The organism is Paenibacillus sp. FSL R5-192 (assembly GCF_000517845.1).
Classification (GTDB): domain Bacteria; phylum Bacillota; class Bacilli; order Paenibacillales; family Paenibacillaceae; genus Paenibacillus; species Paenibacillus amylolyticus.
Genome location: NZ_ASPR01000015.1, coordinates 186,710 through 208,419, shown reverse-complemented (window position 1 = coordinate 208,419; position 21,710 = coordinate 186,710). Strand labels below are relative to the sequence as shown.

Below are 21,710 nucleotides of genomic sequence, written 5' to 3'. Positions count from 1 at the left end.
TAGACACAAAGAGCCAAATGGATCGTTTTGATCCACTCGGCTCTTAGCGTTATTTTACAATAATTTGTATAACATCACTTACCGTTGTTCCACTTCAATTCATAATTCACTGCCCTTATTCAGAAAGTGTCGGTTCATCTTGCACCTCATCATTGGCTAGCATTTCCGAATCATCATCAGAATGCCGTTCGAACATAACAGCGTCAACCCTCGTATAGATCATATCCGCAGGAAGCGTTGGCGGGTCTACCGTGGTAGGCGAAACTCTGGTTAACCGGACATACTCGCTACCGTCACCCGTAAAGTCGAACGTCCCCAGATTAACCCAACCCGATGAGCCGGCCGTTGCATCGATATAGGTGACCTCGGTACCCGTTTTATGCTTCACTTCCACTTTGACATTGTTATCGTTTGCGGTCGTATGGACGAGTTTATAGATCGAGATCGTATATTTCCCCTCTGGGAACTGGCCTTTCCACGTTGCTGATGAACCTTGAACTGTTGAATAGCGGGATTTAACCCCAATTTTGTATCCGGCTAAATTGCTTTGGCTCCACGACCCTTCTGTCGTGTATAACCCCGTTGTATTTGTACTATCGACGATAACCGTTAGGTCCCTGATCGTGATGTTCAAAGGCGGTGTGGTTAAGGTCACTCCGTCAATCGTAACCGTAGCCCATACCTCAATGTGATCCGTGTCTCCATCAAGATTAAGAAGGGTCAACACCCCACTGCTATTCACTTCGGCCAGATCCGTACGATCAACGAAATACTGCACATCGGCCTGTGTAAGATCACCGACCAAACCGTTATCCAAATAACCGGTTACGCTCAGTTGTGCGGTTTGAGTCATCTGCAGTTCGTTCCGATCGGACAGGATCACAGCAGACACCAATTGCGGTACCCTGTTTGGGTCCACCCACATGATTGCATCGGCAACGACTCTGGACTTATTGGCCTTATTGGTTAGTTCCACGTACCCGCTATCGCCTGCAGCAAAAGGATAATCCCCCAGGTGCACCCAAGTACCATTCGCTGTTGTCTCATCAACTGTCACCGTATCGGAGCCTCCGCTATGATAAACGGTAAATGAGACATTTGTTGCCCAATTTTCACTCGCAGCCGTGATTTGCGGAATCTTATAATACACACTGTAAGTGACACTTTCTGGAAGCTCAGGCCGCCATCTCATTTTGCTTGTCGCTGTGCCGGTCGTAGATTTGGCATACACATAGTTATCATAATAATAATCGTTAGCCGTCGTATCCCTTATCCAGACGCCTTCTGTCTCCGCCTCCGTATTATCCACGATGATGGTTGAGCTATCCTGCCCATCGGGTTGAACTGGAGTTTCCGATACCTGATCCGGCAGATAGAGTGTCCGCTTACGGGTCTGTTTCCCCTCCGATTCCACGTAATACGTGAAAGTTTGGGATAAATCATTCACTCGTATCGACCATTCCATCGGATAGATCGTATCTGGGATGGCCGTGTACGTGGCCCCGCCATCCAAGGAATAATGGATTGTCGCTGGTTTTGTCGTTTTGGCCTGCACATAAGCATCATAAACCGTTTCGTCGGGCTTAACGATCAGCATGCCTTTAACCGCATCAATTGGACTGTGGGTATCAAAGAAATAGCTTGCACCCGATGTATCAGCCGTTCTAACCTGATGCAGCGGCACATTAATGTTAAGTCCTTCTACAATGATCGCGGTGATGCCCTTGCCTGAAACCGTAGCTTGAATGATTCCACCACTCATAACTGTTTGCTCTGGTGTCCCATTGTCACGGATGATTGTTACGGCGTAATCTTGTGCCGGATTGAATCCAATGATCTGTTCGTTTAATTCAATTGGAGTCTGAACTTCTTCAGACGATGCATTGCTTAATCCGATGTAAAATTTATCCCCGCTCTCACCCGTTATCCAGTTTAATTGAGGATGGTTGGTCTTAATAATCCCCTTAGGCATCCAGAGCCAAACGTCGGAGTTACCATAAAATTGACCTGGTTTATTCCCATAGAGGTGATATTTGAACCATAAAAAATTCGTTTCAAATACGGAAGGAAACGTAATGCTCCCGTTTGATTTTAATGATTGTTCGCTGATCAAATAATCCATCGTTTGCCCGAGTTGCCCCGGGATATGGTGATAATAGATGGATGTAGCCCCGCTGGGGCCTTCCAGAGGAAAGTCTGGTTCAAGTTGACTAACGGCGAAACCCTTATAATAATAACCTGGATAACTGGAATATCGTCCAATAACCGCATTATGAGCAATATCCTGCAGCAGTTCATCCCCTGTATAGAGCGACAATCTCAGCATGAACGGAGCTTCCTGAGCATTCATCCGATAATAGCCGGTTGTACTTCCTGCTTCAAACGTCAATCCGCTCGGTGAAATAAGCCAACGCTCCGCTTGAACACCTCCGGCAATATCTTCGGGAAGCTTGAGTCTAGGATATTGAAATTTACCACTTTCCGGCCAATGGAACGACTCGGCGTAATTATATGTCTCCGGCTGAGGAATTGTAACGTTACCTTCAGGAACTGGACGAGCAACAAACATGGTCGCATAGCGTTTGGCTTCTTTATAGGCGGCATCCAAGTATTTGGGATCCTGAGTTTCCTCATATAGCTCCAAGATCTCCATCCACAGCTTGCTATAATAATAAATGAACTCATTTTTACTCACATCGACTGATGCAGGCGTATCAATATGTTGCGCGATATAACTGTCGGCTGCATCCTTCGCAGCTTGCAAATACTGTGCATCTCCCGTCATCCGATACATCATCAGGGGCTGAATGACAGGCCCGCGGTCTTTCTGATCCGGGTCACGTACGAGGTATTCTTCCTGTGCCAGCGCCCCAATACCAGCTGTAGTGCCCATCATCTGATTAACAGCCGCTACGCTTGAAACATCAAATGGCAGAGTAGCCATTTTCCATAAGGAAGGCACACCGTATACTTTCTTCTGAGTTGGCGACCAACCAATACCATTTCGCGATAGGCCATACTGGACGGACGGCAGTGCTCTCGTATCGTATAGCTGGTCATCCCCAGTTAAATAATAAGCTCCCAAAAGAACTGCATTTGAGCTTGTTCGGACGCTATCCTCGTTTTCGATATCTATAAAACCCTTGGCACGGCTCCACCACCCGCTGGGTGATGGGACATAATTCACAGAGTCGTCCCCTTGCGGCTCAATTTTAAGGAGATCAATCATATTAAACATCGCGTCAGTAAGCGACTGATCTGACACATTTTCCCGGTATGCCGAATAATCGTACTCATTGCGAAGAATATCCACGTAGGACTCATATAGATTGCTTTTTTGAGCGATTAGCCCCATATGAAATTGATAGGTGTTTTCTGCGGTCATTTGCGAATAAGTCCCTAATTGAGGGGCATACAGGATTGGTTGCACACTGCCTTCGTTGTTGACCAGGCTCATGCCAAGCCGTTGTTTCGTCACACCTCCCGTCGGTTCAAATTCAACCGGAAGCTCTGCCGAAGGTACAAATACGCCATACGTTAATGGATTTCCCGCACCATCTTTTTTCTCAACCAGGCTCATCGGAGCGCTCAGCTCTCTTAAACTTGTTGATTCCACCGTACCTACCATTTTGGCATGTGACCTGAATCCATTTAACACTTCATTGATGCCCGAGACTGCCTCTGTTGTGAAGGACTGATATCCAATCACATAGTTGCCGTCCCGGCGAGGTGTAAAAGAAAAGGAAACATCTGGTTTATCCCCTGCCATGGACCAGTTCACTTCAAAATCGTAATCACTGCCATGCGAGGAATCCGTTAATACCGCCGTGTGGTTGTCGGGAAAAGTGATCCCGTCAAATGTAATCCAGCGTTTGTTCATCGTATCGTAGTAATTGGTTCGGCTGCCCGCATTCCCATCCAATAAAACCCATTGTTCCTCAAGTCTTTCCGATTCATTATTGATTGGAACCCAGTTCCCTGTCTCCGTGTTTTTGTAGAACATGTCACGAACGATGGATTTGCCTCCATCCCATACTGCCTCATGGAAGGTTGCTTTGTAGTTCGCATTTTCGATGCTGCCTTTCTCTGTGTAACTAAGATTTGCTAAGGTACGGCTCCTTAGTGGGGGGAGCGGTGGCTCTTGTTGAAGGATATTCCCCTCGAACTTGACTGCATCAGCCCGCGTAATAATTGTACCCGTAGAAGGCTGTGTTCGAGTCAGCCTGACAAATTCGCTATCATCACCACTAAACTCATACTCCCCCAGATCCACCCAACCAACCGATGGACCTGAAGAAGGTCTTAGATCCATAAACTTGACATCTGTTATCCCGTTATGAACAATCTCAATTTTCACATTACTGTCTGCTTTATCCGCCCAATCCAGCTTATAGAACGATATCCTCGCAGTCCCTGCTTCCAAGCGTGGATTCCAGGTGATGCTTCTACCTACAGCGTCTGTAAATTTGGAACTGGAATTATTGTATCCCTTCACTCCAGCGCTTGTGCTCCAATATGGAGCGGAGAATCCGTTATTAGCGTTGCCGGAATCAACCGTAACGACATGATCAATTGTGAGGCTCCCATCATCAATGATGATTGTCTTATGTGGCTCTTTCTGCGTTATATTCCCTTCGAACTTGACCGCATCCGCGCGTGTAAGGATCGTGTTTGTGGTGCCGGTAGAACGGGTCAATTGAACGAATTCTTCACCAACTCCAGAAAAATAGTACTCTCCCAAATCAACCCACCCTGCTGGAGCGCCAGATGAGGGTCTTAGATCCATAAAGACTACATCCGTTGTTCCATTATGAACAATTTCGATTTTTACATTGCTATCAGCCTTATCCGCCCAATCCAGCTTATAGAACGATATTTTCGCCGTTCCTGCTTCCAAGCGTGGATTCCATGTTATCGTTCTGCCTGCTGTACTCGTATATTTGGTGCTGGAAAGATCATACCCCTTCACCCCTGTGCTTGTAGTCCAATTCGGAGCCGCATATCCATTGTTCTCGTTACCCGCATCAGGTGTCACAACATCATTGATCTTGATACTCCCGTCATCGATGATAATCGTCTGATAAGGTAAGGTCTCCGCATAAGCGGTCCTTATTCCGATCAGGCTGGAAGGAACTACGACCGTCAACATGAAAACGATGAAGAAAAACAGCTTCCTTTTGACCATACAATTCACAGCCTCTCCTTAAAATGATAACGCTTCCATAAATGCATTGCCTTCTGCTCTAATGATCGTAAAAAAGCACTTAACCTTCCCCTTCTGCCTAATCCCGCTCTGTCGTTTTTATCTTAGCATGTTAGATTACGGTGAAATTTCTTTCATTTTAAGAATTTCTTATACGATTTTAAGTAAAAAAAGAAACCTACATCCTAATTGATTGCTCAGTTGCAGTCAGATAGAATATAGGTCTTCCAAGTGTTCCAAGTGAACCCATCAATTATAATGGCGGCTGTACCAATAACAACTTTCCAAGCTGAATGACCGTTTGATCATACCAAGCAGGATGCTGCCGAATATGTTCCATACTTCGTTCATTGCCACTTGCCTCAAACACGGCCGCTTTGTCAGTTTTCTCGTGATCGATCTCGAAGCGAACGGTATGTTTCCCATTTGGTAGCTCCGGCAAGAAAACATATTGATTTCGATTATGATCGTTATAGGGTGTGAATCGATCAATAAGGAAGGGTTCCCCTCCATCCACCGACACCTTCAATCGGCCAGAATCCGGCCCCCCGATATCAAATAAGCCGATGTGGGTTCCCTCAAACTCCACTGTGATCGCCTCTCCGGGATCAACTGCTCGCCATAGACCAGGGAACAACCAATCATACTCACGCACTAAAGGAAAATCATCAGGGGTCATGTAAGACCACCCTGCGGAAAAATGAGTAAGACGATCCAGTGGCAGCATGGTTGCATACTCCCAAGGATTGGACGGGACCAAGGGGTCCTGCGGCAAGTGATGTTCGACTTTTCCCACGTGATCTCGAAGTTCTCTGATTTTCTCAAACGACCGAATGATGGTGTCTGTGTAGATCTGGTGTCCTTCGGGAATCGTTGGATGGATCGAATCATGCGTGAAAATAACGGCTCCGGGGATGGACACATCTGCTCTTGAAGTAAAAATAAGCTTTCCATCCGAAACCAATTGACTGACCGCTACGCCCAGATGGATGGAAGGAATGCCGTAATAGTCGGCGACTTCCTCTTGCATAAGAGCGCCCTTCTGGTATTCGCCGGATTGAAATGAGGTCAAATCCCGCTCCTTAACCGTATATACAAACAGGATATCGGTAAACCGGCTCCGCTTGCGAATCTGTCGGACAATGCCTTCGATCCGCGCCTTGGATTCGGGAACTCCGCCATCGTTGCCAACGAATTCAACAAATACGAGATCAGGCTGATGACGCAGTACATCTGTCTCCAAACGGGCGCAGCCAAGGTCCGATCCTGTCCCATCAATGCCTGCATTCACAGAGCGGATATCCGCATTGGGATATTGCCCCCGCAGCCAATCCGCCGTCATGACCCTGTATCCTTCAGAACGTGTATTACTGCCGCCAAAATAAACGATTGTTACTGTTTCCCCATTTTCCAACTTCTGAATGACATTAGGTAGCCCTCTTCGTGGGAAAAATTCCTTCATCACGACTTCACCCGCCCTCACTTAGTGTTTTTAGGAGCAAAAAATTTCACAGCAAACACTTCATAATAAGGCGAACCATACGTTGCACAGAAATCAAACCGGATTTGGGTTACACCTTGTGCATGCACCAGATGTTTATTTAACGAAAGATAATTCCCGCGGATATTAATTTCACTCTGGGTTCCGTCTTCTAAGGTTAAGGTCACATCATAGTCTTGAATCAATGGCTCGATCGGATCGTCGAAATGCTCCAAATTCAGCTGTGAATTAAAAACAAGATTGATTTCATCCAGATTCTTGGGGCTTGCAAAACCAAATTCCAACCATTCCTGTCCTTCTGTACGTTCTGAAATCCAGCTGTTCGGCAGACCATAAGGTCTGGAGAAGCCGTTGACGACATTCGCAGGATTATACATATCCTGGGATGGTATCAGGTCTTTGAAGCAAATGCTCTTATTAAGTTTCTTCAGCCTGGACGGCTCTTCCGGTCTATAAAGGAAGCTAACCGCTCCAGTCATATTTTCTTCATTGCCATATACAGCAAGGTCCGACGTACCTTCCAATACGATGTAGATTTTGTCGTCTTCTGGCTTCTTGCAACTGAGGTTCAGTGTAATCCAGTCATCGTGACCCGCTGAAATCACCAAGTTGTAGCCCTTCAGTTCGTTGGCGGGAATATAGTTTTCCTTCCGCTCCCCGCCAAACAGCTTCACTTGCAACGTTTCCAAATGCTCGGCTCTATTTTTAATTTTGATCTTCACGCTTTCAGCCACGGATGTCATAATCGGCAAGACCAAACATAACGCTTTCTCCAAGGAGATCTCTTCGGTTGGATAAAGTTGTTCATAGCTTCGCTGAGACGAGGCACGAATCGTTAATCCGTCTGTGAAATAAGGATCTAACGGCTCTTGAAGCCCTACAATCGTTTGCCCGTCGCGAAGCAGCTGCGTCTGAAGCTCATCCATATGTGCTTTGACGATGTCCCCAGGGTCTGTATCATATTTTACGCATAACGCAGCAGCCGTTCCTACCGCCTGCCCCATACAACCACAGGTTGCCATGACCCTTGTAGATCCAAAAGCCACATGAGTAGCGCTTATATTGCGGCCAGCGAACATGAGATTAGGAATATTGCATGAAAATAAGCTGCGAAAAGGGATATTATACAATCCCGGCACAAAGTTCCACGCGGTGGCCGGCCCTTCATCGTAGATGCCTTTATTTGCATGCAGATCCATGTACCAACCTCCGACGGATACCGCATCTTCGAAATGAGTCTTTTCTGTAAGATCGTTCTGAGACAGCATGTGTTCCCCTATAAAACGTCTCGACTCCCGCTTTCCCGGAATCGGGCATACATAATCCAGGATAAGGTTGTCTACATCATCAAACTCACCGCTATTTTTGATATAATCCCATATCCCGTATACCAATTTTCGCAGTTCCAATGCAATGTCTTCATTATTCTTGATAATATCCATATGTCCGCCGTATTCCAGCCACCACAATCCGCCAAGCCCGTTGATTTTCCTTGGAAAAGATCGATGGTTTAATCCTTTTCTGATACTATCAAAAAACTCCAGCTTCGTAATATCATACGCAAAGCCTGGCCTTTTGTAAGGAACGGAATAGTTTACGTCACGAGCTTGAAACAGAATCGTATCACCCATCGTGTAATGATCTGCCACTTCTGGAGCGAGCTCCTCCTGGTATTCATACTTCGCCTCTCTTCCCCATCGGAAGTGAGCACCTGCTTGGTATCCAACAATTCCATCACCGGAGCAATCGATATAGGTTGGGCTTTCAAAACGAAATTTTCTTTCGGAAGCCAATTGAAGGCCCTCCACCCATTGAATTCTGCCGTTCTCCATGCCCGTTTCATGCACACATGTATTCAGAAATAGAGAAATGTTGGGTTCATCATAAACCATGTCAAGCAAGACCGTATCCGAAAGTGAAAGCATAAGCTTTTTGTTGTATAACGGATTATAATGAAAGATCTTCAGTTTGAGTTCTTCCAGCAACCCGCCTTCGCGAGCATAATAGGATGGACTGTTTCCGAGATATGCCGACCCGTTAATGTGAACTCTGACCTCGCTGCTCGCATTTCCACCCAGAACTGGCCGATCATTGATAAGTGAAACCAGCAACCCTTGGCGTGCGGCAGCAATGGCAGCGCATATCCCGGCAATTCCTCCACCTATGACGGTTACATCTGATTTCATAAGCTCCATTTTGATAACCTCCATGATTAGATGCTCCTATCATGGTAATGGTTTTGACCCCTTTTTTTTTACAGGATTTCGCGAAAAAATCATACATTTTTTTGTATCCTTATTTGAATTCCTACCGTGTCATTTTTATCCGATATTGCTTAGGTGTATCCCCCGTATATTCTTTAAAAAGTTTGCAAAAGTACCCTTCATTGACGATGCCTACTTCCTCGCACAATTCCAATAAAGAATAATCTCGAACGTTTAACAACTCGAGGGCGAGATGGATTTTTTTACGGTTAATGTAGCTGATCACGCCTTCGTTCATTGTTTTTTTGAATAAGCTGCTAAAATACGATGGCGCTAGATTCACTTCCTCCGCAATTGCCTCCAGCGTTAAACGTTGTTTCAAGTTTGTCTCTATATAATGCATAGCACTCATGATCTCTGCACGATGCAAGAGTTGGCCCGCATGCACGTATTCGAATGTGAAGTCGCCAATATAAGCGAGCTGCTCCTGAAAAGCCATAAAATCCATGGGGAAGTCTGGAACTTCCGTGGCCACCGTATTCCCCGATTTAAATTTCACGGTAATGTCTCTGTACAAATCTCTAATCATTGGCGCCATGATGGACTTGTGGATTTTATGGTCCGTAGCAAATTGCGACAGATCGGCAAGTGCATTGTCCAGCTCTTCCTTGGAAATCTTCCTCTTCAGCCGTATAAGAAAATCAGCCAGCTTCTGTTGAAAATCTGCTTTTTTGTCATTATGGTATTGGAACCGATGCATCGGTGTTTTTACGACTTTTTCGGTATGATAATAGAAATCCTCACTCACATTTTCAGCTTGCGTGTACGCCTGTTTGATCGATTCCCAGCCTCGGTGCGGACCACCAAAAGCGACAGATACCCTTTTATTCAAATATTGATGCAAATGAGAGATGATCTGCCCTCCCAAAGATAAACAAGCATATTCCGTTTCCATATCACTGCGGTTATTTTCCCAAGATAAAAAGCCAATAAAACGATTATCGGACAGATCCGCAGCTACGCCACTGCTACCATTCATCACCGTTTCTTCGATGATATTTGTAATCGCATACTTCAAGATGTTTTGATCTGCGGCCGCGTATTCATTTCGGAAACTTTCATACGTATTCATCTCTACGATGAAACAGCAATAGTTGGCTTGAAAGAAATGAAACTGCATGCGATTGGCAAAATCCGATGCCCGATGAGAAGGAATTTCACCTCGGATCAATTCGTTAAAAAATTGCTTGCGGACTCTGTATTTATTTTCAAGCACGGATACGTTTAACGAGTGAAACTCCGCCTCTTTTTTCTCAAACTCATTTAAAATTCCGGCTGCCTTATCCAACGCTCGATTCAAATCCGCTTCCCTCAGCGGAACCTTTACAATGTACTCCAATACGTTGGCTTGAATCGCCCGCTGAGCGTATTCGAAGGATGAATAGGCGGTCAGAAGTATGTACTGGGTATGGGGGAGCTCCGCCTTGAGCTGCTCAATCATGGAGATTCCGTCCATTCGCGGCATTACAATATCGGATATGACGATATCCGGTTTAAGTTTTATGATCTCCTCGATCCCATTCAGCCCATTATTCGCTTTGCCCACCAGAACAAATCGTCGATCCCTATGAGAGAGTTCATTAAAAAACAATTCCAATCGTTGAATGATCAGGTCTTCATCGTCAACAATGAAGCAGGTATAGTCTCTCCCCATTATGCATCTCCTTTTGGCAATTCTGCCGGGAATACAGCGCGTATACGGGTTATTTCCTTAGGTATGCTAATGATATCCAGCCCGAATTGATCTCCGTAGTGGAGTCTTATTCGCCCATGAATATTATTCAGTCCGATTCTTTTCCTTTTTACTTCCTCTTCACTCGGTTCTGAGATTAAAATATGTTTTATTTTATCAGCTGGAATTCCCTCTCCTTGATCAATAACTTCGATGATGACGATGCTGTCCTCCCTGTACGCATGAATCGTAATTGGCCCCTCAATTCCCCCTCCGTTATAACCATGGAAGATACTATTCTCCACAAGGGGCTGTAGCAGCATTCGGAAAACTGGGAAATCCATCAGTCCTGCTTCGATATTTTCAATCAAGTGGAAGTTTCGGTTATACCGAATGTTCTGGATCTCAATATAGTCTGCTACATTGCGTAATTCCTGGCGTAGGGAAACCTTCTCTGAAGCGTCGTCTATCCCGTACTCCAATAATGAAATGAGCGACCCGATCACCACATCTACTTTCTCTATTTGTCCGAGACGTATCACATTGCTGATTGAACCAAGTGTGTTATACAGAAAATGTGGGTTTATTTGAGACTGTAACACTTGGATTTCCAGCTTCCGCTCAAGTTCATTATGAAGCTCGGCCCGGCGAATCAGTTCCACAATTTGCTGTAACATACGATCGAATGCTCGTGAAAGATCTCCAAACTCATCGTTTCGATTAATGGTTATTGTTGTTGTGAGGATGCCTTGCTCTACCTGCTTCATTTTTGTTTTGAGCGTATAAAGTGGTTTTCTTATATATTTGGCAACCAAAAAAGAAATGAACAAACTTAAAAGAAGACCTGCAGCGAGCAACTCGAGGTAATAGGTTTCCAATCTGGACAACGCTGCTTTTAAGCGTGATTCATCGTTGATCGAGATGATGGTCCAGTTGAATTTCTCCGTTGGTTTTTTCAAAAGGGAGACCGGAATACCATCGTTGGTAAACAGTTGAAGGTTTGTTTCTGTCGTATCCAGAATTTCTTCCGCTGACGTCTCTCCGATCGAAAAAGAATGATCTTGAATATTCAGAGGTCCTTTATTTTCAGAAAATCCGGCAATGATCTTACCTGACGCAGTGATCAGAGCCAGATTCATTTGTTCCTGTTTATTAATCTTGAACAAGGTTTCTTCAATGGCATTTAGATCCAAATCAACCGCAATGGCCATAGGAAACGGAGCACCGTTCAGATATCGAACCATCGTAACGGTCCAGCCAGAATACTTCGATTTGTAAGGTTCACTAACAAAGGTAGTCCTTCTATTTTTGTCAGCCGCATCAAATAAAGGTGCTCTTTCAGATAAAGGTTCATCGAATATTCGAGTAGGTGTACTTCCACCCAGAATGGATAAATCACTTTTGATCAAATAAATATTACTGACATAAATACTGTTGAGTTCATACAGCTCTCTTAATTGCTTTTTAATCACTTCGGTATTGTTAATGTTGGCTTTCACTGATGTTTCAACTGAGAAGAGAATCGTCTGGAAGGAGGAAAAATTAACGGTAAAATACTGGTCAACCTTGTCTAATATTTGATTGGTGTAAAAAATGTCATTGGTTCTTATTTCCTTTTGGACATAGCGATAAGACAATTGGCTTATCAAGATGATGCAGCCTAATACAAAGGCAAACACGATAAAAAATAATTTTAAAGGCAAGCTGATTCTTCTTCGCATCCATCATCTTCCTTTTAGTCCCGTTTTAAACTAAGAATAGCATATGCTAATAAAGAGAGGGGCTACGAATAGCCACTCTCTCTTCGTTTATTTTTACTTGATAAGGCCGGCTTCTTTAAATTGCTGGATTGCTGTTTCCTTATATTTCTGCATGTCAAACTTGGTATCCAGCGTCTGGAGGAAATTGTCCCAGTTGGAAAGAGGCTCTTTGCCCGTCATAAATTTAACCAAGCTTTCATTAATGAAACGTGTGCGGTCAGCATCCAAGGTATCGCTAGGGTCAGGGGTCAATAAATTTCCGGGCAGCGTTGGCCCCACATATTGCTGATTGTCCTTGAAAGCTTCCGCTGTCTTCGGATTCTGGAAGCTGAAGTACTCCGCATCATCACCACGGCGCGGCATTCTATAATGATCAACCCACAGGTACTTTTCTTTCATTTCCTTTGATAACTCGGAGGTTTTATTTTTGATCTTGCCGTCTACGACATCCCAATGGATGCCTTTGATTCCGTATGCAAAGTTTGGATAAGCTTCTTCATCCGTAAAGAGATAATTCAGCATGGACAAGATCCGAATGATTTTATCCTCGTCCGCTTTTGCGGATATGGCCCATGAATTGCCTTGGAATGATTTTCTCTCTACAATTTGATCACCGTAAGGACCTTTCATCGGAGGAATAACGATCCATTCCGGCACCTCGCCACTAATTTCTTTCATTTTCTGCTGATAATCCGGCTCCAGTCTGCGAGCATCTCTGATCATGAAGCCAACTCTACCCTTAAACATCTTTTGGTCCAACAGATCAGGCGAATTCATCGTCACCCAGTCCGGGTCAACCACCTTGGCTGCCATCATTTTATTAATGTAAGCAAGCGCCTCTTTCATTTTGGGATCGATAAACAGAAATACCGGTTCATTATCTTTTATCTCAACGGCTGAAGGAGGATTGACGCCAAACATCCACATCAAGCTATCAAAGCCATAGGTTTGCAGATTACCTTCTTTATTCATACCGCCGATGAATCCGTACGTATCGTTTTTGCCATTCCCGTCCGGGTCTTTCTCTGTAAAGGCTTTCATAACTTCGAACAACTCATCAGGTGTCGTTGGTACCTCCATATTCAGCTTTTTCAGCCAATCGTTACGGATAAAGAAGCTTCGACTGATACCGTTTACATTATCATAGCCTGGAACTCCAATGGTTTTTCCTTGATAGGACATTGCCTCCCATGAGTCGGTGCCAAACCGTTTCTGTAGTTCAGGGAATTGGTCCATATACGGTGTTAAATCCGCAAGAACTCCTTGGTCGTAATATTGCGCAAGATCAGCACGACTTTTCAAGAAGATCAAGTCTGGAATATCCCCGCCTGCAATGAGTGTATTCAGTTTGGTTGTTGCTTGCCCAGCCTGAGGAATCATCATCTCCAAGTCGATGTTCATCTCTTCTTCCAACATTTGGCGTTGAATATCTTCATCACGTGGAGGTACCGGAGCAGCAGCATTAAAAGTGCCTTGGTTAAACATTGAGATTTTCATTTTGGTTGCAAACTGGCCAGACTGGCCTTGCGAATTACTCGAAGTTGTCGATGTAACTTCTTCATTCCCCCCACATCCTGACAAAAGCGTTCCAAGTCCTAAGATTGCCGATAGAATAGCAAATGAAATCTTTTTACGCTGCATATTGACCTCTCCTTTGCTTGTATATTATCACGGTTTCCCCGTAATAAGTTAGGTTGGAACACCTTTTATCCTTTAACGGATCCCAGGAGTACACCTTTGGTAAAATGCTTTTGCAAAAATGGATAAACGATCAATATCGGGACTGTAGTTACAACAACTGTAGCCATCTGCACAGCGAACGTACTGACAGCCCCGGAATTGGCGAGCGAATCAGCGCTTTGAGTTGCAACGTTAAGCAGAATGTTGCGCAAAATCACTTGAAGTGGCATGTAGTTGGAATCATTGATATATACAATAGCATCAAAATAACTGTTCCAATGCCCGACTGCGTAAAATAAGGAAATGGTGGACAGGACGGGTAAGGACAGGGGTAAAATGATCCGCCATAACGTCTGAAGTTCACTGGCACCGTCTACCCTCGCTGATTCCTCAATTTCACCAGGTAATTGTTCAAAAAAACCTTTGATGATCACCAGATTAAATGCACTAATGAGATTTGGAATGATCAATACCCAAGGACTGTTTAACAATCCCAAAGAGCGGATTAGTAAATAAGTCGGAATTAATCCCCCACTGAACATCATGGTAAACACAATGAAGAGTAAAAATGGACTTCTTCCGGGCAAATATTTTTTGGATAACGGGTAGGCCGCGATTACCGTAAAAAACACGTTTAACGCAGTCCCTACAATCGTTCGGAACAACGTAATTTTATACGCCTGCCAGATCCCATGAGAAATGAATACTTCTTTATAGGCCAGAAAGGTAAAGGATTCTGGTATAATCACAATCCCTCTTCTTAATACTTCCGATTCTGGTGTTACGGAGACAGCAACCACATATAGAAAGGGCAGCACGCACAGTAGGGATAATATAATAAGAACTACATAAACGACGGTTTGCCAGACTTTTTCCCCGATTGTCATATGGATCATTCTAAAGACCACCTCACCAGATTTGCCCATCGAATTTTTTGGCGAGCTTATTCGCTGCCAACACTAAAGCAAATCCGATGACAGCTTTAAACAATCCTACAGCAGTAGCCAAGCCAATCTTAAGACGCTCCAACCCTTCCCGGTATACCCATGTGTCGATAATATCGATCTTCTCCTGGTTAAAGGTGTTGGCAAACATGAATATTTGGTCAAAACCCGCATCCAGAATATGGCTTAATTTAAGAATCAGCATCAGAATAATGACTCCTCGAATACCGGGTAACGTGATATGCCAGAGCTGTCTCCATTTGGATGCGCCATCCATTCGAGCCGCTTCATATAAGCTTGGATCGATTCCTGCCAAGGCGGCAAGGTACAAAATCGCCCCCCATCCAATATCCTTCCATACTTCAGATAAGATGATCAGCATTCTGCCCCAGGCAGGTTCCGTTAGAAACGAGATGGGTTCAACACCAAAATCTTTCAAAATCATGTTAAAGAGACCGTCGCCTGGGGCTAGTAAGGCTACCATAATTCCATACACAATGACCCATGATAGAAAATGAGGCAAATAAGTGATCGTCTGTACGATTTTCTTAAACCATTGGCTGTACACTTCATTGAGGAGTAAAGCAAGTACAATGGGCGCGGAGAAACCGAACAATAGCTTATACAGAGATATAACAATCGTATTTTTCATGATGTCCCAGAAATAAACGCCGTTCATAAAATCGGTAAAATTTTTGAATCCCACCCATGGGCTGTCCCATAGTCCCAAAGCCAGGTTGTAGTTTTTAAAAGCAATCATAATTCCCGCCATAGGAATGTATTTGAATACCGCAAAGTAAATTAAGGCTGGTAATAAGAGAGCATACATCACTTTGTGCTTTTGTATCGTCCTTATCCATGTCTTTCGCTTTTTGGAGATGGGAATGGCGTCCGCTGCCAACTTTGCTTGCATTTCATCACCTCGTCTTTGTTTGTATTTGTATAATAGCACCCACCTATCGGATAAATTTCTGAAATATCAAGAATTTCTTATAAGATTTTAAGGAAGTGTGCCTGGCTCGTTCCAACAGCTAATCCCGGCAGGTGAGACAAGAACTTGTTCTACTAAAATAAAAAAAAGCCGCTATAATAGCGACTTTCAAATGGCGTATTTATACTTCTCCCCAAAAAATCTCAGTTTCATAATCGAATTCAACAATACCCTCTTGATTATTTTTATCAAATAAATTCCGTAGTTCTGTCATCATTGGATCGTAATTTGCATGCCCGGGTACAGGGCTGTAAGAAGATGATAACAACCGGCCTTTCAATCCCTCGAAATCGAACTCCTGACTCATTTTGAATCGCATTTCATTCATTGAACCTTCCTTGAAAAAAGAGAGCAATATCGCCTGAGAAATATTTTTATGATTAACTTTTCCGTAGTCGGTTCCATATGTATGGAGCAGTTGATTGTACTCTTCACGAAATGGAGTACCGTTAGTAAGACGTGAATTCCAGATGAGTATTACTTTCCCACCCGGCTGTAGAATTCTGCGAAACTCGATTTGGGCTGCGGAGCGATCAAACCAGTGAAATGCCTGAGCGCAGACAATAAAATCAACCGACTGATCAGGTAATCCTGTAGATTCTGCAGAACCTGATGTACTCTGAAATTTCGGATTACTTTCTAACATTTGCTCGGCGGCTTCCCGCATTGCCTGATTTGGCTCCACCGCGATTACATGGCTTCCGCGTTCCAGAAGTAGTTTTGAAATGATGCCAGTACCTGAACCGATGTCTGCTATATTACTGTTCACATGTAAACCAACGACGTCGTACAAATAGTCAATAGCCTCTTTTGGATAACTCGGGCGGTATTTCAAATACGAATCGACCCGGCTCGAAAACCGTTCTCTATTGTTCATCGATCGTCACGCTCCCATCACTATTTTGACATCCTATATACTGGCTTCAGTAATAGCTTCAAAATCTTACTGCCCCAAAAAGCAAATACCGTCGTTCCGGTCCATGAGCTGCGCTTATCTTGGCTGTATTGATCGTTGATCATATAGGTTCGAGTCGAAATAGGACTCTTCAGACCGAACTGTTCCCATTTCTCGGGATCATTCGAACCTCCAAGTTTTCTAAGCATATTTGCCGACTCATGATCTATTTTAGCCGGAATTTGCTCGAATGCTTGGGTGATTTGCGTATGAAACTCGTCGATTGGGTTACGACTGGTAATGCTCTCGAGATGAATGCTTTCACGAATGTAAGAAACGTATGCCAGATGGTCAGCCCAGAACTCGTCGATATAAAAAAGCCGTACACGCCGCTCCGATGGACTCATCAGTCTCTCAGCTTTCAAAATTCCGAACCGTTCTTCATATAGAATTCGCCTCTGATCCTCCACCATATCCGAATAACAGTTCAATTCCCGCTGAATATCGAAGTTTTGACCTATAATAACGCGCTGAATATGCTCGATTTTGCTACGGAGCGCCGGATCATCAAGAACCTCGTCCTGATTTGGGGCGCGAAACAGTCTATGAATGCCAAAGCGAAGCATCAACTCGTCCTCCAGGCTAATATAAAATACGGAAGACCCAGGGTCACCTTGGCGGCCGCAACGTCCGCGCAACTGGTCGTCAATCCGCATGCTTTCGTTCACATATGTACCTATCACGTATAATCCGCCCAGTTTGGCAACCACTTCTGCTTGTGCGGGATTACCGCCACCGAGACGAATGTCGACGCCGCGCCCTGCCATATTCGTAGATACCGTTACCGCGCCTATTTCTCCCGCTTTAGCGATGATTTCGGCTTCTTTTGCATCGTTTTTGGCATTCAGAACCTGACAAGGTACGCTAGCAGCGGCAAGCGCCTCCGCCAGCATATCAGATTCCTCGACGCTTGACGTACCAATAAGAATGGGGCGTCCTACCCTATGGACGGAAGAGATTTCTTGTACAAGCGCCTTATATTTGGCTTCTTTATGGGTGTAAATTCGGTGTTTGTGGTCGATCCGTATGTTTGGCTGGTTTGGCGGTATTTGCACGACTTGCAGCGCATAGATATCCTCAAATTCCATTGCTGAAGCATGCGCCGTAGCCGTCATTCCGCAAATTCCCGAATACAGGCTAATAAAATGTTGAATAGTGATCATGCCGAGAATTCTCCCACCTGCCTTCCACTGCAACCCTTCTTTTGCCACCAGCGCAGCTTGCAGCCCGTCCGGCAAATACCTGTCCTCGGCCACACGTCCGGTGTGTTCTTCGATTAGCTCGATTACACCGTCCCTGACGATGTAATCAACGTCTTTTTTTAATAACGATTCCACATGCAGCGCACAATTCAATGACGTTAACCAATGACTGTTATGGCTATCGTACAAATTGCCACATCCCAGCAGCAACTCTGCTTTTGCAGCACCCGCTTCATTCAAGTAAACGTTCCGCTGGAACTCGTCAAAATCGTAATGCTCTCCTGGCTGCAGCTGCCGGGCCACTTCTGCGAAAAGAACGCCATCACTTTTGGAAGCACTCGAATCGCCACTAATGACTAGTGGCACCCGCGCTTCATCAAGAAGCAGCGAATCTGCTTCGTCAACGATGACGTAATGGAAAGGACGATGCACGGTATCAGCTTCATTGAATGCTATTGTGTCGCGCAAATAATCGAACCCTGCTTCTTTAGCTGTAACATAGGTTATGTCCTTGGCGTAAGCTTCCCGTTTCTCGAATAGGCTCATGCCCGATTGAACCGAGCTTACCGTTAACCCGAGGAAGCGATAGATCGGGCCCATCCACGCCGCATCTCGATTTGCCAAGTAGTCGTTAAAAGTAAGCACATGAACGCCTTTGCCTGTCAAAGCGTTGAGATAAACAGGCATAACGGCAGAGAGTGTTTTTCCTTCACCGGTATGCTGCTCGATCAAAAATCTCTCGTGCAAAGCGATAGCAGCCATAATCTGGACATCATAAGGCTGTAATCCGAGTGTTCTCTTCGCAACCTCGCAGACTAGAGCATAAGCATCAACAAGCAGATCATCCAAAGGCTTGCCTGATCTTGCTTCTTCTTGCAGCCGAAGAGATTCCGCTTGCAGGTGCTGATCATCCCAAACTTCCAAGTTCCGTTTCCTGATAAGCTCCACTTTGTCTCGATAATCCTTCAACAAACGCCGGTTATCTCGCTCTTTGAATTCACGTATCAACTTGACGACTACATTCATCGGAATTTGATTCCTCCTTAGTAGAAATAAGTTGTGAAAAGAAAAGACTCCATATGGAGTCTTTTTTGTCGATGATTAAAGTGCCACCAAACCATTCGTTATAAGAGAAACCTACATTACTTCTCCGATGGGAGTGGTGTAAAGAGCAGATTGACCGGCAGGTTGCTTCCTGGTGCGGCAGAGAATAGAATGGTCACGCTCTCTCCAGTTGAACCGGTGCGGTAAAGCACGCTTTGTTCACTTGAATTGGCAACCGCAACGTTACCTTCGGCAATCGATACCAACTGATTGTTCACTAGAGCTACTCCGGAGTACTTCCCTCCACGAGGGTTAAAGGAGATAAGCGTACGCGGTGCAACATTGGTCAGCGTGATTTTGTACAATACGCCAAAATTACCCGCATTGGATGCGTCTGTGTATGCCATCGGATCTGTTCCTACCAGATTGGGATCGCTTGAATTGTCACCAAGTGGCAGACGGGCAGGTTTGATTCCCACGTGCTCATCGTACTTTATAACGCGAGTCGCATTCGGGTACGTACCACGGTTGTGCACTCCGTCACGATCAAGCACAGGTAGCAATGGCAGAGCCTCGAACGGATCTTTATTTTCTTCCACCAGGATAACGTTATAGTCTAAGGAATAATCGCTATAAGCGTCCGAATAGAGAGAGATGACTTGTCCTTCTTTCATCGGCGTTTTATTAAGTTCGGTCAAAATCAGTTTGCTTTCCCCAGGTTGAAGGTACTCTTTCTTTTGATCCGCTCCAGTCTGAATCGACTTGAACCATTTATCAATAGACAATTTCCCAGCTACGGTAGCATACGGTGTAGGTCCGGCAAAGCCCATATTCTGTTGTTCAAATACTGCCGGATTCGGATTGTTATTGGTTGCAATCACATACATTTTTACTCTTTTGCCTGTATTGTTCACGTGGTGAATCATGAAACGGGTCTGCCCCGAAGATGATTCTTTATATACAATGCCTTCCGTATTCACAGTTTCCGGACTGTTACTGCGGATCAGCAAACTTGGCTCATCCATGTAAGTATAAGGCACTTTCTCCATCGTAGTCACTTCGCCGCCGTTAAAGGTGAATTTCTGTCCTACCGGCGTGAAGAGTAAATTAAAATCGGTAAATGAATATAAGGTCTCATTGGTTATGGTGATGACTTTGGAGTACGTGTTCGTAGCACCGTGATTGTCAGTTACCGTAAGAGTCACGGTTTTTGGACCCGGTTCAAAGAACGCAAGTGAATTGTTCTCCCACGCCGCTTTAACAATATTATTTTCATCATCTGTACTTTGGTCTGTGTATGTTATTTTTTCGCCCATTTTATACTCTTCTTTATCCGTGGCGAACATGGCTACAGGAGGAAGATTAGGAGCCAAAACTTCAATCGTAGTTGAATAGGGATCGCTCCATTGACCATTGGAATCCTGTACTTGATATGAAATCGTATATGTACCTGCTTGATCAAATGAATCCTGGCGACCAGTCCAGCGTTCGTCAACGATATCCATTCCATTAGGTGAACTGGAAGAAGTCACGTAGTCTACTTGATCACCCGCAAAAATTTCCTTTTGGGAAATGGTAAAGCTTGCAACAGGTTTTGTATTAAGATTCAACACAACCGTTTTAGCCGACTGATTCACTTTATAGGTGATGTTCAGAGCTTGAGTAATGGAAGTTAACGGCACCATGAATGTACTTTTTTGCTGATAAGCAGGGCCTTTCATCGTTCTGGTCTCTCCATTTACCGTATAGTCCTTGCTGTTAGTTTTGAATCGGAGTTCATCTTCACCACTAATAATGATGGTTTCCTTGGTTTTGTTATCATATTTGACGCCATATCCCACACGGTCAACCAGCGCACGGATTGCAACATAGGATACACCGTTTTTTACAGCCATTGGCTGTCCAGCAAGATACGTTTTTCCATCCTGCTCCATTTTGTTGCTATTCATGTACAACGTCAGATTTCCACCTGCTACTGCAGGAGACGTCCCATCAACGGATGGTTGCTCTATCTGAGCAGGCGTAGCTGGCGTTTCAACCTTCTCAGGGGTTTCCTCTTGAACTACAGTTTTTGTACCCGTTTCGTTTGCAGGGGTCTCTCCCCCATCCAATGCAGGTTTCTCGCTATCTGTTTTAGGTGTTGCCTCAGTGCCGGTTGAGGTTTGAGTGTCCTTGGCTTCAGTGGGCGGAGTATTGATAGATTTGTTATTGCTCTCCGTCTTCACTTCACGCTCTGCAATCGGCTGCTCTTGCTGTAACACCTCAACTGATTCTACATTGGCTGTGTTTACTGACGCGGTGTCACCTTGCGGTGCTGATTGCGCACTCACAGAACCGACTGCAAATGCTTGAAAAACGGCTAAAGCGGTAAAAATGGATAATTTCTTCTTCATATTCATGTGTTGTCTTTGGCTCCTTCTACTCTCTAGTAATGTATAACCCCTCAAAAAGTCATAGTATTAGACGCTAGATTTAGGAAAAAGTTTCTAATTGA

Annotated in this window: 11 protein-coding genes; all 11 read right to left on the bottom strand. The window is 44.6% G+C overall.

Annotation, left to right across the window (positions count from 1 at the left end; genetic code table 11):
- Positions 1 to 115 precede the first annotated feature (115 nt).
- The gene (locus C161_RS15780) at positions 116 to 5,185 is read right to left on the bottom strand and encodes a golvesin C-terminal-like domain-containing protein (RefSeq protein ID WP_036671361.1); all 5,070 of its coding nucleotides are present in this window, start codon (positions 5,183 to 5,185) and stop codon (positions 116 to 118) included.
- A gap of 271 nt (positions 5,186 to 5,456) precedes the next feature.
- Positions 5,457 to 6,665: an SGNH/GDSL hydrolase family protein gene (locus tag C161_RS15775; protein ID WP_036671359.1), complete on the bottom strand. Its 1,209-nt coding sequence runs from the start codon at positions 6,663 to 6,665 to the stop codon at positions 5,457 to 5,459.
- Positions 6,666 to 6,682: 17 nt separating this feature from the next.
- On the bottom strand, positions 6,683 to 8,914 hold the full coding sequence (locus tag C161_RS15770) for an FAD-dependent oxidoreductase (protein WP_036671357.1): 2,232 nt from the start codon (positions 8,912 to 8,914) through the stop codon (positions 6,683 to 6,685).
- A 97-nt stretch (positions 8,915 to 9,011) separates the two neighbouring features.
- A complete protein-coding gene (locus C161_RS15765; RefSeq protein WP_036671356.1) occupies positions 9,012 to 10,622 on the bottom strand; it encodes a response regulator in 1,611 nt (536 codons plus the stop codon).
- Positions 10,622 to 12,139: a sensor histidine kinase gene (locus C161_RS15760; protein ID WP_235193828.1), complete on the bottom strand. Its 1,518-nt coding sequence runs from the start codon at positions 12,137 to 12,139 to the stop codon at positions 10,622 to 10,624. The genes C161_RS15765 and C161_RS15760 overlap by 1 nt, the downstream gene beginning before the upstream one ends.
- A 315-nt stretch (positions 12,140 to 12,454) precedes the next feature.
- On the bottom strand, positions 12,455 to 14,041 hold the full coding sequence (locus tag C161_RS15755) for an extracellular solute-binding protein (protein WP_036671349.1): 1,587 nt from the start codon (positions 14,039 to 14,041) through the stop codon (positions 12,455 to 12,457).
- Between the two features lie 65 nt (positions 14,042 to 14,106).
- Positions 14,107 to 14,976, bottom strand: a complete 870-nt coding sequence (locus C161_RS15750) for a carbohydrate ABC transporter permease (RefSeq protein ID WP_036615551.1) — start codon at positions 14,974 to 14,976, stop codon at positions 14,107 to 14,109.
- Positions 14,977 to 14,989: 13 nt separating this feature from the next.
- Positions 14,990 to 15,937: an ABC transporter permease gene (locus C161_RS15745; RefSeq protein WP_036671347.1), complete on the bottom strand. Its 948-nt coding sequence runs from the start codon at positions 15,935 to 15,937 to the stop codon at positions 14,990 to 14,992.
- A gap of 199 nt (positions 15,938 to 16,136) precedes the next feature.
- Complete coding sequence (locus C161_RS15740) at positions 16,137 to 16,892, bottom strand: class I SAM-dependent methyltransferase (protein WP_036671345.1); 756 nt, start codon at positions 16,890 to 16,892, stop codon at positions 16,137 to 16,139.
- Positions 16,893 to 16,912: 20 nt separating this feature from the next.
- The gene (locus C161_RS15735) at positions 16,913 to 19,198 is read right to left on the bottom strand and encodes a preprotein translocase subunit SecA (RefSeq protein WP_036671344.1); all 2,286 of its coding nucleotides are present in this window, start codon (positions 19,196 to 19,198) and stop codon (positions 16,913 to 16,915) included.
- A gap of 116 nt (positions 19,199 to 19,314) precedes the next feature.
- Positions 19,315 to 21,615 (bottom strand): copper amine oxidase N-terminal domain-containing protein, encoded by a 2,301-nt coding sequence (locus C161_RS15730; RefSeq protein ID WP_036671343.1) that lies wholly within the window; start codon positions 21,613 to 21,615, stop codon positions 19,315 to 19,317.
- Positions 21,616 to 21,710 lie beyond the last annotated feature (95 nt).

What these genes read in the sequence shown, in the direction of transcription:
- C161_RS15780 (WP_036671361.1), bottom strand. Translation starts at nt 5,185, where the DNA reads ATGGTCAAAAGGAAGCTGTTTTTCTTCATCGTTTTCATGTTGACGGTC.
- C161_RS15775 (WP_036671359.1), bottom strand. Translation starts at nt 6,665, where the DNA reads ATGAAGGAATTTTTCCCACGAAGAGGGCTACCTAATGTCATTCAGAAG.
- C161_RS15770 (WP_036671357.1), bottom strand. Translation starts at nt 8,914, where the DNA reads ATGGAGGTTATCAAAATGGAGCTTATGAAATCAGATGTAACCGTCATA.
- C161_RS15765 (WP_036671356.1), bottom strand. Translation starts at nt 10,622, where the DNA reads ATGGGGAGAGACTATACCTGCTTCATTGTTGACGATGAAGACCTGATC.
- C161_RS15755 (WP_036671349.1), bottom strand. Translation starts at nt 14,041, where the DNA reads ATGCAGCGTAAAAAGATTTCATTTGCTATTCTATCGGCAATCTTAGGA.
- C161_RS15750 (WP_036615551.1), bottom strand. Translation starts at nt 14,976, where the DNA reads ATGATCCATATGACAATCGGGGAAAAAGTCTGGCAAACCGTCGTTTAT.
- C161_RS15745 (WP_036671347.1), bottom strand. Translation starts at nt 15,937, where the DNA reads ATGCAAGCAAAGTTGGCAGCGGACGCCATTCCCATCTCCAAAAAGCGA.
- C161_RS15740 (WP_036671345.1), bottom strand. Translation starts at nt 16,892, where the DNA reads ATGAACAATAGAGAACGGTTTTCGAGCCGGGTCGATTCGTATTTGAAA.
- C161_RS15735 (WP_036671344.1), bottom strand. Translation starts at nt 19,198, where the DNA reads ATGAATGTAGTCGTCAAGTTGATACGTGAATTCAAAGAGCGAGATAAC.
- C161_RS15730 (WP_036671343.1), bottom strand. Translation starts at nt 21,615, where the DNA reads ATGAATATGAAGAAGAAATTATCCATTTTTACCGCTTTAGCCGTTTTT.